The sequence below is a fragment of the Paracoccus sediminicola genome, from assembly GCF_027912835.1.
GTDB lineage: Bacteria > Pseudomonadota > Alphaproteobacteria > Rhodobacterales > Rhodobacteraceae > Paracoccus > Paracoccus sediminicola.
In genome coordinates, this window is record NZ_CP115771.1 from 18,215 (window position 1) to 29,546 (window position 11,332).

Consider the following 11,332-nt stretch of genomic DNA (forward strand, 5'->3'; position numbering starts at 1 on the left):
ATGGAACTGACCTACGAGGCGACGTCCGCTTTCGCCAAATCCTTCGGCCTGATCTATCTGATCGCGCTGTCGATCGGAATCACCGCCTATGCCTTCTGGCCATCGCTGGGCAAACGGTTCGACAGGGCCGCGAAAAGCGTGCTGAACGATGAGGACGGCCCATGTCGGTAAAGAAGCGCGATCCGCTGACCGGGCATGAGACGACCGGCCACGAATGGGACGGGATCACCGAATTGAATACCCGCGTGCCGCGAGCAATCTGGTGGGCCGTGGGGATCAGTCACGTGTGGGCGCTGATCTACTGGGTACTGATGCCCGCGTGGCCCCTGGTCACGACCTACACCAAGGGCCTGCTGGGCTATGACGATCAGGCCCGTGTGGAAAGTCAGGTCGTTGCGGCCAATTCCGAACGCGCCGCATGGACCCGGGCCCTCGCCACGCTTCCTGCGGAGGAAATCCGGTCAGATTCCGTCCTGATGGCGCATGTCGAGCGGACCGCGCCCGCCCTCTATGGAGATAATTGCGCCGGCTGCCACGGAAGAGACGCGGCAGGCGGACCGGGTTTCCCGAGCCTTGTGGACGACGCATGGCTATGGGGCGGCGATGCGGACACGATCATGGAGACCCTGCGCGTCGGGATCAACGCGCCACATCTCGAAAGCCGCTGGGCGCAGATGCTGGCCTTCGGTGAAACCGGCATCCTGACCCGACCGCAGATTCGCACCGTCGTCGACTACGTGCAGTCCCTCTCTGGGCTTGAAACGGAAGCTGCCGCCGAGCGTCTGGCCGAAGGGGAGACGATCTTTGCCGAGAACTGCGCGAGTTGTCATGATGAAAACGCCCAAGGGATTCAGGAACTCGGCGCGCCCGACCTGACCGACGACTTCTGGATTTACGGTGGGGACGACGCGTCGATGTTCACGACGATCAATCTCGGTCGGCAGGGTTGGATGCCCGCGTGGGACGAACGGCTGACGCTGGCCGATCGCATGGCACTCACGCTCTACATCCAGAATCTCGGCGCGGAGAAAACAGAATGACCCGCACGCGCTTCCTTGCTGTCGGCTCCGCCGGACTTCTCGTTGTTGGCTTCGCCGCTGCCAACGCACATCTCGTCACCGTTGCCATCGGCTCCCAACCCGATTGCGTCCTAGATACCTCGTACCAGGAAGGCGCTGCGCCGCGCGCTGCGAAACCATCATGCTAAGCGACCGCACCGATCCGCCGCCGCCCGACAATCCCCATGCCGGGGGCACGATCCCCAAGGTAGTCCCGCCCTTGCCACGCAAGAACCAGCGCGCGCGCAAGCTGCCATGGCGAACGGCCTTTGCCTGGCTCAGCGCGGGCTGGTCCGATCTGTGGACCAATCCGCTGCCCAGCCTCCTCTACGGCGTGGGCTTGTTCGCCGTCTCGCTGCTTGTCGTCCTGGCTTTGTTCCAGTTCCGCTACGAATATGCGCTCTTTCCAGCACTTGCGGGTTTTATGGTCCTCGGCCCGTTGATAGCGAACGGTCTCTACGAGAAAAGCCGCCGGTTGGAAAAGGACGAGCGCATCGGCCTTGCCGGAATGTTCTTTGTGAAGCCCCGTTCCGGTTATCAGGCCCTCTTCATGGGCGTCATGTTGCTCGGGCTGTTCCTGCTATGGCTCAGGGCGGCGGTGCTGATTTACGCGCTCTTCTTCGGGATGGTTCCGTTCCCCGGCACCGACGAATTGATCCCGATGCTCTTCCTGACCCCGACCGGATGGGCACTTTTGCTGGCGGGCAGCGTCGTCGGCGCCCTTTTCGCAGCCTTCGCCTTCGCGATCAGCGTTTTCGCCGTCCCGATGCTGCTGACCGAGCGAACGGACGCCCTTTCGGCCATGGGCATCAGCATGGCGATGGTCTGGGCCAACCTGCCGGTGATGCTGGCCTGGGGCGCGGTTGTGCTGATCCTGTTCCTCATCTCGATCGCCACGGCGTTCATCGGGCTGATCGTGGTTTTCCCGGTTCTCGGTCACGCCACTTGGCATGCCTATCGCGCTATTCGTACGGAAGAGCGGCAGGAAGGCGATAGCGAGCGCATGTTCATCCGCCCAGCCTAATTCATCAGGGATCAGGTACTACCAGCCGACAATACTGACTTTGTAGACTCAGTTGAATCGGCAATAAACGACCGTTTTAGGCCGCGCAGACCTCAGCCCTGTTTTCCGCCGATAGAATATTCCGAACCGTGGTCGCGTGCCACTTTCCGCCCCGTGCGGTTTTGATCCCGCGTGCGTTCAGTTCCGCCGCGATCTGGCGAAGGGATGCGCCCCCTGCCCTGATTTGCTCGACCACCGGTAACACGTTCTCAGCATGGGCCAGCGCCCGCGCCTTGTTCACCGCCGCACCCTTGCGTGCCGCCTGACGCTGTTCAGAAGCCCTCTCAGGGATAGACCAGCCCAGTTTGACCCCCCGCGCCTTTGCCGCTGCCAGCGCCGCCTTGGTGCGCTCTGAGATTGCGCGGCCCTCCTGTTCCGCGACTGCGGCCATGATGTGCAGCACGAAACGGTTGGCCTCAGGCATATCCGCTGCCGTAACCTCGACCCCGCTTTCCAGAAGGTTCGCAATGAAGGCGACATTGCGGGCGAGACGGTCCAGCTTGGCAATGAGCAACACGGCCCCTGCCCGCTTCGCCGCTGCCAGCGCACGCGCCAACTCAGGGCGATCTGCCCGCTTGCCACTTTCGACCTCGACAAACTCTGCCACGACCTCGCCCCGATCCAGGACGTGCGCCGCAACCGCCGCGCGCTGCGCTTCCAGCCCCAAGCCGCTCTGGCCCTGACGTTCTGTTGATACGCGAAGATAGGTAACGAATTGCATGGCTCACCTCGACGTTTCTTTGCACACGAACAGATCGCCGTATTCGGCTTTCTGTTCGCAGTTCAGCCCACACTCATAATCCCCGGAACTTGCCCACCCAGATAAAACCAACTTGTCCTGAGCAGCTTCCCGGCATTCCTCCAAGCTTGAGAAAACGCCTATCTCGATATGCTGAGTTAGGTCCGCCTTGTTCGGGTAGACAAACCCCATCCATTCTTGCTTCCAGCAGGCGGTTAAGGCTGCTGCCGCTCCTACCGGTAGTGCCCCGGGGGATGGTGTAAGAGCGCCGACCTTCGGAGAGGTCCAAAGCTGATCAGGTCGCCACGGCGGACAGCCTGATGTCGGGATTGTCGGTGACGCGCGCGAGGCTTTCAAGAGACATATATCTCCGCGCAACCGTCCATTCGTCATTGGTTTCAAGCATCAGCGCGCCGACGAGCCGGATGATTGCCTCGTCGTTCGGGAAGATGCCGATGACGTCAGACCTGCGCTTGATCTCCCGGTTCACCCGCTCCAGTGGATTTGTCGACGCGATCTGAGCCCAGTGCTCGCGGGGAAAATCCATGTAGGCGAGCACGTCGTCGCGCGAGACGTCCATGAGGGTGCCGAGCCTCGCCTGCTTCTCGCGCAGTGCGTCCGCGACGACCTCCCATTGGGCTTCGGCATCCGCCTTGTTTTCCTGGGCGAAGATCGTCTTCAGCATGGCTGCCACAGCCGTGCGCTGCTTGGTCGGAGCATGGGCGAGCGCGTTGCGCATCCAGTGAACGCGACAGCGCTGGTGCGTTGCATCGAACACTCGCCGCGCAGCAGCCCGCAGCCCCTTGTGGTCATCGGCTACGACCAGCTTCACACCGCGCAGGCCACGGTCTGCGAGAGAGCGCAGGAAGTCGGTCCAGAACGTTTCTGCTTCGGAAGGACCGGTGGCGACGCCGAGAACCTCGCGCTTGCCGTCCTCGTTGACCGCGACGGCGATTATCACAGCGCGGCTGACGATCCGTCCGCCCTCACGCACCTTCACGTAGGTCGCGTCGAGCCAGAGATACGGCCAGGCTCCTTCCAGCGGGCGAGAGAGGAAGGCGTTCACCCGCTCGTCGATTTCGACGCAGAGGCGACTGACCTGGCTCTTCGACATGCCGCCCGCGCCCATGGCCTTCACCAGATCGTCCACGGAGCGCGTGGAAACACCTTGGACGTAGGCCTCCTGAATCACCGCCACGAGCGCCTTCTCGGCTGTGCGGCGCGGCTCCAGGAAGCTGGGCAGGTAGCTCCCTTTTCTCAGTTTCGGGATCTCCAGCGCGATCCGCCCGGCACGGGTGTCCCAGTCCCGGTCCCGGTAGCCGTTCCGCTGAACCTCCCGCAGGGGCGAACGTGCGCCCTTCGCGGCGCCGGTTCGCTCTTCTACCTCCGCTTCCATGATCCGCTCGGCCGCGAAGGCCAGCATCTCGCGGACGAGGTCGCCGTCAGCCTGCTTCTCAACCAGCTCGATCAGCGTCATTCTGTCGTCGGTCATCGTCATCTCCGTTCTTGGTTCAAGGTCTCGCAACCCGAACCTGCCCGAAGATCGACGATGGCCGCCAGCGTCACACCCGGCCGCGCGCTGCGCTACGCCAGGGGCTCCGCGCGCGGCCTCCTACACCAACCGGTGGGGCACTACCTGCGTCCTCACAAGCCCCAGAAATGAGGGTCAGACCTTGGCGGGATATGGCGGTTGTATACGCCTTTTGTCCTACCTCCCAACTGGGGGAAAAAATGATGGGGGTGAAAATGGCAGGAAATAAGGGCTCTATGTTCACCCCCTAGTCAGTTCGAGAAACCCTTGTTTTCCAAGGGTGTAATCAGTTTTAGGTGTGAAGATAGAAAACGCCCCGGATTGACCGCTTCAAAGGCGCTTTTCCCGGTGCCTCAGAACGCCCCAAACCGCCCCGATAAATGGGGTCGGTTCGGCTTGGGGCTTTTCCGTTATCAAGGAAAGGCCAGACCCGGTTTTGGGTAGGTCTCAGGCGGTCCCGGATCAGGCCGCTACAAGCGGCTCAATGTCCGAGACATCGACAGTCTTGCGGGCAGAGGCCATGTCAAAATTCGCCTGCATGTTGATCCAAAATTCAGGGGTTGTCCCAAGAGCCTTGGACAGACGCAGAGCGGTGTCAGGGGTCACGGCGGTTTGTTCCTTCACCAGCCGTTCTACGCGCGTGCGCGGCACGCCGATCACCTTGGCCAGGCCAATCGCAGAAACGCCAAGCGGCTCAAGAAATTCGTGCTTGAGGATTTCGCCGGGGTGGCAGGGGTCGGTCATAAGTCCCATAGCATTTCCTTTCAGTGGTAGTCCGTAAACTCAACATCAGCAGGACCGCTTTCGGTCCAGACGAAACAGAAGCGCCATTGGTCATTCACCCGGATCGAGTGTTGCCCCTTTCGGTCGCCTTGCAGCGCCTCAAGCCGGTTGGCTGGTGGCACGCGCAAATCCTCAAGTTTGCTCGCCGCATCGAGCATGGTCAGCTTTCGACGGGCAACTTTCATGATACCGGCGGGGAAGCCTTTACCGGCTTTGTTCGCCAGTATGTCTTGGATCAGCTTGCCCTTGGTGCTTTGAATCATTCCGTGCGTGTATCATGTCGGGATACATGCGTCAAGCCATGATACATGGATTTATCCCTGAAAGCAGGGAAAGGGCTTTCCACAATGCTGGAAAGAGCGGCGCGTTGGCTTTCCTGAATGCAGGAAAAGAATGCTAAGTACTATGCGAAGGTCCAGCTAGAAAAGCGCGTTGGATACACGACCTAGGAAGAAGGCTATCAACGCGACAATCGGCGCATAGAAGAAAATCCATACCGTCTTCTCGCTCTCGATTGCTTCCTTTCTGACTTTGGCAACCTTTTGTTTGGCCTGGTCTCGCGCTTCGTCCTGTTTCTGGAAGAAAGCCAGTTCAGTTTCCCGCAACGTGCGTTCGAGGTTCTTTTCCGAGAAGGCAGACAGATCACGGATGGCTTCTGTCAGAATCCGCTCCCGATCTTCCTGGATGTCTTCGTCAAGCCACTGCTTCAAAAGACCTTTGACGATGCTGATTGGTTTGCCGTCTATATGATAGCCTTCACTATTCGGCAGGATCAATTCGACGGCGGATGAACCATTGGTTCTCATCGGGAGACCGGGGTATTCCTCAGGAAATTTTTTGGGCCTGGCAGGGTAGGATCGAATGTAGTTGTTCGTTCCATGATACACATCACCCCACACACCAGCGGCGTACTGCCGTGCTTTGTGTAAGGTGTCTATGTCGCGTTGAACGGCTTCGACTTCTCCATGGCGATTGAAGTAGCCACTCTCCCAAGCGTTACCATTTCGTCGGACATAGACTGTGTGCTTTAATTCCTTTTCGTCCAAGGCCTTGCTCCAAGGGGGTTAAAATCGGAAAACCGTTACCAGGGAAAGGATTGGCTGTTCAGACAGAGGCTTTCCCATGAGTGTCAACGACACTCACCGAAAAAGGCAATGCCGTCTGCGATAGCAAGGAAGGTTTTGACATCGCCTTCGTCGTATTCCTGTACTTCGTAATAGCGGACGTGCCCGCCTTCCCCGCTATCTGCAAGAGCCTTGAAACCCCATGAGGCGGAACCTTCGTTTAGCAGGGTCACATTGCTGAAGCTCGTGTTTCCAATCACCGGATGAATTACACGGCCCGTTATCCGGTCGATAGCGACGGTCGTCTCCATAGCCTTTTCACCAACCCATTCTCGATTCTCGGTATTTGTGCCAGGAATTTTGAAGTTGGTGAACTGGCAAATGTAGCTGGACGGCCCAGCCGCGAGGCCGTGCGGGGCGACCAAAAAAAGGCCAAGAAGCAAAAGGAGCGTAATTACGTAACTACGCATTTGCGCGCTTAAGGTATTCCGCAAGGGCGACCTCCAAAATTGCTTGGTGCGTTTGGTCAGTTTCGGCAGCATGAAGCCTCAGGCGCTTGTAGGTCTCGCCATCGAGGGCAAGTGTCAGCCGCTTCTCGCCCGGTCGCTTCGCCGATTTCTTGTCCGCCGGAGCTGCGCCCTGCCCTGCCCCGCGTTGCGGTATCCCGGTATCCGTTGGGCGGCTTTCGGTGTTCAACAGGCCATCGAGGGCCACGGGTTTCTTAGCCATTCAGAATCCCTTTCACGTAATCCCATACGGCGGCAATCTCTGCCCCCGCCTTGTCGTCGGTTGTCTCAGATATCCCTTGGCCGGTCGCGCCGGTCTCAGCATAGGCGACACGTTGAGCGATATTCACCGGGGCAACCCTGCCATGCTGCGCCAAGACGCGGGCCGCTTCTTCTGTGATCCGCGCACGCGGCGTTTGAGACAGGGCAAAGGCGAACGGAACATTCGCAGCGTTCACGGCGGCTGTGGTCGCGCCCACGGCCCGCAGGTCGTCAGGGGAAGGCCGAACTGGGATCAACACCAGGTCAGCCGCGCCAAGCGCCTCAGATAGCCATTCTGGGGCCGCTGGTGGCGTGTCGATTATGCAGAGGTCGAATTGCGCCTTGGCCGCTTCCAGTGTGGCGCGTAGCGCGTGAGGGGCCGGGTCACGGTCCAGCATTGCCGGGGTTTCAGCTTCGCGGCTTTCCCACCATCCTCTGAGTGAGCCTTGCGGGTCCAGATCGAGGCAAAGCACCTTCTGGCCATCGAGAGAGGCGGCAACAGACAGGTTGCGGGCCAGCGTCGTTTTGCCAGCCCCGCCTTTCTGAGCAGCTATAAGGATCGTTTTCATGATTGGGTGCCGGTGGTGTTGGCAACTGACCGGCTGATGTCTGTCAGAACGCCAACAACTATTCCGAAGATTAGAACGTAAAGGCCCTGGTCTATCGCTTGGCCCGTGGTGCCGCTTCCAAGGTATCGAGGCACAAGGCTAGGGTCGCCCGATTGAACGACGAACAGCGCAAGGGCAATCCTCAAGACGCCAAATATGATTGCCAGCCATGCAACGACACGTCCTGCTCGCGTGAAGAACATTATGCCTCTCCCGTCTTTTTGGGCGAAGCTACCGCAAATGCGCGAAACCGCAAACGCATAAATTCATAGCTACGCACTTGCGTAATTACGTAAATGCACACATATGTATAAGAACACAACGGACGTAGGGTTTTTATACGGAGACTTCGGTGAAACTGAACATATTGATACTGGTAGGAGGGTAGTGCCCCACCGGTTGGTGTAGGAGGCCGCGCGCGGAGCCCCTGGCGTAGCGCAGCGCGCGGCCGGGTGTGACGCTGGCGGCCATCGTCGATCTTCGGGCAGGTTCGGGTTGCGAGACCTTGAACCAAGAACGGAGATGACGATGACCGACGACAGAATGACGCTGATCGAGCTGGTTGAGAAGCAGGCTGACGGCGACCTCGTCCGCGAGATGCTGGCCTTCGCGGCCGAGCGGATCATGGAAGCGGAGGTAGAAGAGCGAACCGGCGCCGCGAAGGGCGCACGTTCGCCCCTGCGGGAGGTTCAGCGGAACGGCTACCGGGACCGGGACTGGGACACCCGTGCCGGGCGGATCGCGCTGGAGATCCCGAAACTGAGAAAAGGGAGCTACCTGCCCAGCTTCCTGGAGCCGCGCCGCACAGCCGAGAAGGCGCTCGTGGCGGTGATTCAGGAGGCCTACGTCCAAGGTGTTTCCACGCGCTCCGTGGACGATCTGGTGAAGGCCATGGGCGCGGGCGGCATGTCGAAGAGCCAGGTCAGTCGCCTCTGCGTCGAAATCGACGAGCGGGTGAACGCCTTCCTCTCTCGCCCGCTGGAAGGAGCCTGGCCGTATCTCTGGCTCGACGCGACCTACGTGAAGGTGCGTGAGGGCGGACGGATCGTCAGCCGCGCTGTGATAATCGCCGTCGCGGTCAACGAGGACGGCAAGCGCGAGGTTCTCGGCGTCGCCACCGGTCCTTCCGAAGCAGAAACGTTCTGGACCGACTTCCTGCGCTCTCTCGCAGACCGTGGCCTGCGCGGTGTGAAGCTGGTCGTAGCCGATGACCACAAGGGGCTGCGGGCTGCTGCGCGGCGAGTGTTCGATGCAACGCACCAGCGCTGTCGCGTTCACTGGATGCGCAACGCGCTCGCCCATGCTCCGACCAAGCAGCGCACGGCTGTGGCAGCCATGCTGAAGACGATCTTCGCCCAGGAAAACAAGGCGGATGCCGAAGCCCAATGGGAGGTCGTCGCGGACGCACTGCGCGAGAAGCAGGCGAGGCTCGGCACCCTCATGGACGTCTCGCGCGACGACGTGCTCGCCTACATGGATTTTCCCCGCGAGCACTGGGCTCAGATCGCGTCGACAAATCCACTGGAGCGGGTGAACCGGGAGATCAAGCGCAGGTCTGACGTCATCGGCATCTTCCCGAACGACGAGGCAATCATCCGGCTCGTCGGCGCGCTGATGCTTGAAACCAATGACGAATGGACGGTTGCGCGGAGATATATGTCTCTTGAAAGCCTCGCGCGCGTCACCGACAATCCCGACATCAGGCTGTCCGCCGTGGCGACCTGATCAGCTTTGGACCTCTCCGAAGGTCGGCGCTCTTACACCATCCCCCGGGGCACTACCAGGACGCGAAGAAAGCGGCCCTATTTCCTGCCAACTTCCCCACACAGAATGAGGCGGGCAGGGCGGCGGGCCAGCTTGTCTAAATCAGCCTATTTTAGAAACGGTATTCGTCTGGCAGGTCGAATCCGAACTGCTCAGCGAAACCGGCCAGCGCACGGTCTGCGAAACGGTCATGTTTCCAGCGCAGACGGTCAAAGGTAGCTTGGTGCATCCCTTTGGGTTTGTTCCAAGGCTCAGGGCCGTTCAGCACGCCACCTTCCCAACCCAGCTTGTCCCTGATCCTGTCAGCCTTGCGGGCCGCTCGATCTCCTGGCTTTTCGCGCTGAGAGGGGTAGGCCAGCCGGTAGCAATGGCGGCACGCAAAGATTGCACCGCCGTAAAGGATGGCGACCCGGCGACCACACCCACGGGCAGGGCAAAGGAACCAATGCCGCTCACCGCCTATGTGGCAGGGCGTGGTATCGAGATAGACGGGGTAGCGTTCGGGTTGCCACTCCCCGCCTCGATCCCGGTGGCGGTAGTCCAGGATCACACGCCCCGGCTCAGAACGGACATTGATTGAGCCTGTCACCTCGCCACCCCGCGACCAGGTGATGCTGCGACTGACACCGGATTCCAAAAGCCCTTCGCGTTTGAGCCACCGAATATCAATCGAACGGTAATCGTCCGTTGTGTCAGCGCCAAACTGCCAGTGTCGCCCGCTACCTGATCCGCCCATGCCGCACCTCAGATTTTGCCGAAATCATTTGGAAAGTTGCCCGGGGCACTACCAGGCCTTCTTATCTTCTAAGCAATCCAACACCTCAGCTAGCGTTGTCACTTGGCGTAGGAGAGAAACGGATTCAGCTAGTCCCATTGGTGATCCTTCCTGAGAAAAGGGGGAAAGGGGGGTTCCTTTGCCTTCGGCACATAAGGTTTGATCTGTCATTGAACTGATATTGAGCTATCGTTGATCTTCATTGAGATAGCTTCCTTGAAATTTGGCGTGTTCTGAATTTCCTGCATGATACCAGATATTTGCGGGAAATACGACCGTGCGGCCATTTCCACGAAAAAAAGGCTCTGTCGCATTCCTGGCATAAATCCCGATACCAGACCTTCGCGTTGTCGGTCGCGGCGCGGTGTGTCAGGCGAAGAACGCTGACGCCTTCGACGTGCGAAACTGAGGCATTTTCAAAGGCAAAAACCCAACCGCTGCTTTGCCATTCCTCGATCAACTGGGGCAGGCTTTCCGTAAGTTGCCCGTCCGCCTGTTTCAGCTTGTAGACCAGGAAGGCCATGAAAGCGGGGCGGCTTTCGGGGGTGTTGAGAACCTGCCGACCATTTCTAAGAACGCCAAGCGGCCTCTGGGGGCGGTTGTAAGCATATTCGTCATGTTCCGGCGTTCTGCCGTTCGCACTATAGACCGCCCATTCAGTCACATGAGCGGCGTCCAGTGCGCGAAGATTGTCCCAAACCGCTTGCCCGCCCTCACCTCGCCACTTGTGACTGTGGGCGCGATCAAAGCTTCTTCGCTCGCCTGTTTCGTCGTCTTGGTAAAACCTGATGGCTGACAATCGCGACGTCCTCAAGGAAACCTTCGGGGAAGATCGGGATCGAGGGTATGAGAACGAACGCTGATTTCTTAGCTTTCTGAGCATAACGCCCCAGTCGAAATTGTCCTGAGCGGGGGTCCATCATGTCTGTCAGCACAAGTCATCCACAAGACCTCACTAGTGTTATTTTAGTTATATAAAGGGTTAGTAAGTTACGAGTGAGCCACGCATCGGTCACATCGTTGATATCTAAAATAAATTGCCAACTTTTGTGATGTCTGCGGTTCCCAGAGGGGCGAATCTTGGTTCCCAGAGGGGCGAAGTTTCGGTTCCCAAAGGGGCGAATCTTGGTTCCCAGAGGGGCGAAGTCTTGGCTTCGGTACTTCAGCGGCCAGCGGTTCC

The 11,332-nt window shown here is 59.4% G+C and carries 14 protein-coding genes; 4 read left to right on the top strand and 10 right to left on the bottom strand.

Features of this window, described 5'->3' with window-relative positions; genetic code table 11:
* The 3 genes from PAF18_RS17090 to PAF18_RS17100 all read left to right on the top strand — a co-directional run bounded on the left by PAF18_RS17090 (position 1) and on the right by PAF18_RS17100 (position 2,082).
* Positions 1 to 171, top strand: a complete 171-nt coding sequence (locus PAF18_RS17090) for a cbb3-type cytochrome c oxidase subunit 3 (protein ID WP_271118321.1) — start codon at positions 1 to 3, stop codon at positions 169 to 171.
* The gene (gene ccoP / locus PAF18_RS17095) at positions 162 to 1,040 is read left to right on the top strand and encodes a cytochrome-c oxidase, cbb3-type subunit III (RefSeq protein ID WP_271118322.1); all 879 of its coding nucleotides are present in this window, start codon (positions 162 to 164) and stop codon (positions 1,038 to 1,040) included. Before PAF18_RS17090 ends, ccoP begins: the two co-directional genes overlap by 10 nt.
* Before the next feature lie 160 nt (positions 1,041 to 1,200).
* Positions 1,201 to 2,082, top strand: coding sequence for a DUF2189 domain-containing protein (locus PAF18_RS17100; protein ID WP_271118323.1), 882 nt, complete (start codon positions 1,201 to 1,203; stop codon positions 2,080 to 2,082).
* A 76-nt stretch (positions 2,083 to 2,158) separates the two neighbouring features.
* Here PAF18_RS17100 and PAF18_RS17105 read toward each other — a convergent pair whose 3' ends face one another.
* The 8 genes from PAF18_RS17105 to PAF18_RS17140 all read right to left on the bottom strand — a co-directional run bounded on the left by PAF18_RS17105 (position 2,159) and on the right by PAF18_RS17140 (position 7,574).
* Positions 2,159 to 2,842: a recombinase family protein gene (locus PAF18_RS17105; RefSeq protein WP_271118324.1), complete on the bottom strand. Its 684-nt coding sequence runs from the start codon at positions 2,840 to 2,842 to the stop codon at positions 2,159 to 2,161.
* A gap of 313 nt (positions 2,843 to 3,155) precedes the next feature.
* On the bottom strand, positions 3,156 to 4,352 hold the full coding sequence (locus PAF18_RS17110) for an IS256 family transposase (RefSeq protein ID WP_271115968.1): 1,197 nt from the start codon (positions 4,350 to 4,352) through the stop codon (positions 3,156 to 3,158).
* A gap of 501 nt (positions 4,353 to 4,853) precedes the next feature.
* Positions 4,854 to 5,144 carry a HigA family addiction module antitoxin gene (locus PAF18_RS17115; RefSeq protein ID WP_271118325.1) on the bottom strand — a complete coding sequence of 97 codons (291 nt, stop codon included), beginning with the start codon at positions 5,142 to 5,144 and terminating at the stop codon, positions 4,854 to 4,856.
* 11 nt (positions 5,145 to 5,155) lie between these two features.
* Positions 5,156 to 5,437 carry a type II toxin-antitoxin system RelE/ParE family toxin gene (locus PAF18_RS17120; RefSeq protein ID WP_271118326.1) on the bottom strand — a complete coding sequence of 94 codons (282 nt, stop codon included), beginning with the start codon at positions 5,435 to 5,437 and terminating at the stop codon, positions 5,156 to 5,158.
* A 156-nt stretch (positions 5,438 to 5,593) separates the two neighbouring features.
* Complete coding sequence (locus tag PAF18_RS17125; protein WP_271118327.1) at positions 5,594 to 6,220, bottom strand: hypothetical protein; 627 nt, start codon at positions 6,218 to 6,220, stop codon at positions 5,594 to 5,596.
* Between the two features lie 83 nt (positions 6,221 to 6,303).
* Positions 6,304 to 6,708 carry a hypothetical protein gene (locus PAF18_RS17130; RefSeq protein ID WP_271118328.1) on the bottom strand — a complete coding sequence of 135 codons (405 nt, stop codon included), beginning with the start codon at positions 6,706 to 6,708 and terminating at the stop codon, positions 6,304 to 6,306.
* A complete protein-coding gene (locus PAF18_RS17135) occupies positions 6,701 to 6,967 on the bottom strand; it encodes a ribbon-helix-helix protein, CopG family (RefSeq protein WP_271118329.1) in 267 nt (88 codons plus the stop codon). The genes PAF18_RS17130 and PAF18_RS17135 overlap by 8 nt, the downstream gene beginning before the upstream one ends.
* Positions 6,960 to 7,574 (bottom strand): AAA family ATPase, encoded by a 615-nt coding sequence (locus tag PAF18_RS17140; RefSeq protein WP_271118330.1) that lies wholly within the window; start codon positions 7,572 to 7,574, stop codon positions 6,960 to 6,962. Before PAF18_RS17140 ends, PAF18_RS17135 begins: the two co-directional genes overlap by 8 nt.
* A gap of 567 nt (positions 7,575 to 8,141) precedes the next feature.
* On the opposite strand from PAF18_RS17140, the gene PAF18_RS17145 reads away from it, so the two are divergent.
* The gene (locus PAF18_RS17145; protein ID WP_271115968.1) at positions 8,142 to 9,338 is read left to right on the top strand and encodes an IS256 family transposase; all 1,197 of its coding nucleotides are present in this window, start codon (positions 8,142 to 8,144) and stop codon (positions 9,336 to 9,338) included.
* A gap of 151 nt (positions 9,339 to 9,489) precedes the next feature.
* Here the strand turns inward: PAF18_RS17145 and PAF18_RS17150 are convergent, their stop codons facing one another.
* The gene (locus PAF18_RS17150) at positions 9,490 to 10,113 is read right to left on the bottom strand and encodes a hypothetical protein (protein WP_271118331.1); all 624 of its coding nucleotides are present in this window, start codon (positions 10,111 to 10,113) and stop codon (positions 9,490 to 9,492) included.
* A 238-nt stretch (positions 10,114 to 10,351) separates the two neighbouring features.
* Complete coding sequence (locus PAF18_RS17155) at positions 10,352 to 10,951, bottom strand: hypothetical protein (RefSeq protein WP_271118332.1); 600 nt, start codon at positions 10,949 to 10,951, stop codon at positions 10,352 to 10,354.
* Between the last annotated feature and the right edge of the window lie 381 nt (positions 10,952 to 11,332).

What these genes read in the sequence shown, in the direction of transcription:
- PAF18_RS17090 (WP_271118321.1), top strand. Translation starts at nt 1, where the DNA reads ATGGAACTGACCTACGAGGCGACGTCCGCTTTCGCCAAATCCTTCGGC.
- ccoP (WP_271118322.1), top strand. Translation starts at nt 162, where the DNA reads ATGTCGGTAAAGAAGCGCGATCCGCTGACCGGGCATGAGACGACCGGC.
- PAF18_RS17100 (WP_271118323.1), top strand. Translation starts at nt 1,201, where the DNA reads ATGCTAAGCGACCGCACCGATCCGCCGCCGCCCGACAATCCCCATGCC.
- PAF18_RS17105 (WP_271118324.1), bottom strand. Translation starts at nt 2,842, where the DNA reads ATGCAATTCGTTACCTATCTTCGCGTATCAACAGAACGTCAGGGCCAG.
- PAF18_RS17110 (WP_271115968.1), bottom strand. Translation starts at nt 4,352, where the DNA reads ATGACCGACGACAGAATGACGCTGATCGAGCTGGTTGAGAAGCAGGCT.
- PAF18_RS17115 (WP_271118325.1), bottom strand. Translation starts at nt 5,144, where the DNA reads ATGGGACTTATGACCGACCCCTGCCACCCCGGCGAAATCCTCAAGCAC.
- PAF18_RS17120 (WP_271118326.1), bottom strand. Translation starts at nt 5,437, where the DNA reads ATGATTCAAAGCACCAAGGGCAAGCTGATCCAAGACATACTGGCGAAC.
- PAF18_RS17130 (WP_271118328.1), bottom strand. Translation starts at nt 6,708, where the DNA reads ATGCGTAGTTACGTAATTACGCTCCTTTTGCTTCTTGGCCTTTTTTTG.
- PAF18_RS17135 (WP_271118329.1), bottom strand. Translation starts at nt 6,967, where the DNA reads ATGGCTAAGAAACCCGTGGCCCTCGATGGCCTGTTGAACACCGAAAGC.
- PAF18_RS17140 (WP_271118330.1), bottom strand. Translation starts at nt 7,574, where the DNA reads ATGAAAACGATCCTTATAGCTGCTCAGAAAGGCGGGGCTGGCAAAACG.
- PAF18_RS17145 (WP_271115968.1), top strand. Translation starts at nt 8,142, where the DNA reads ATGACCGACGACAGAATGACGCTGATCGAGCTGGTTGAGAAGCAGGCT.
- PAF18_RS17150 (WP_271118331.1), bottom strand. Translation starts at nt 10,113, where the DNA reads ATGGGCGGATCAGGTAGCGGGCGACACTGGCAGTTTGGCGCTGACACA.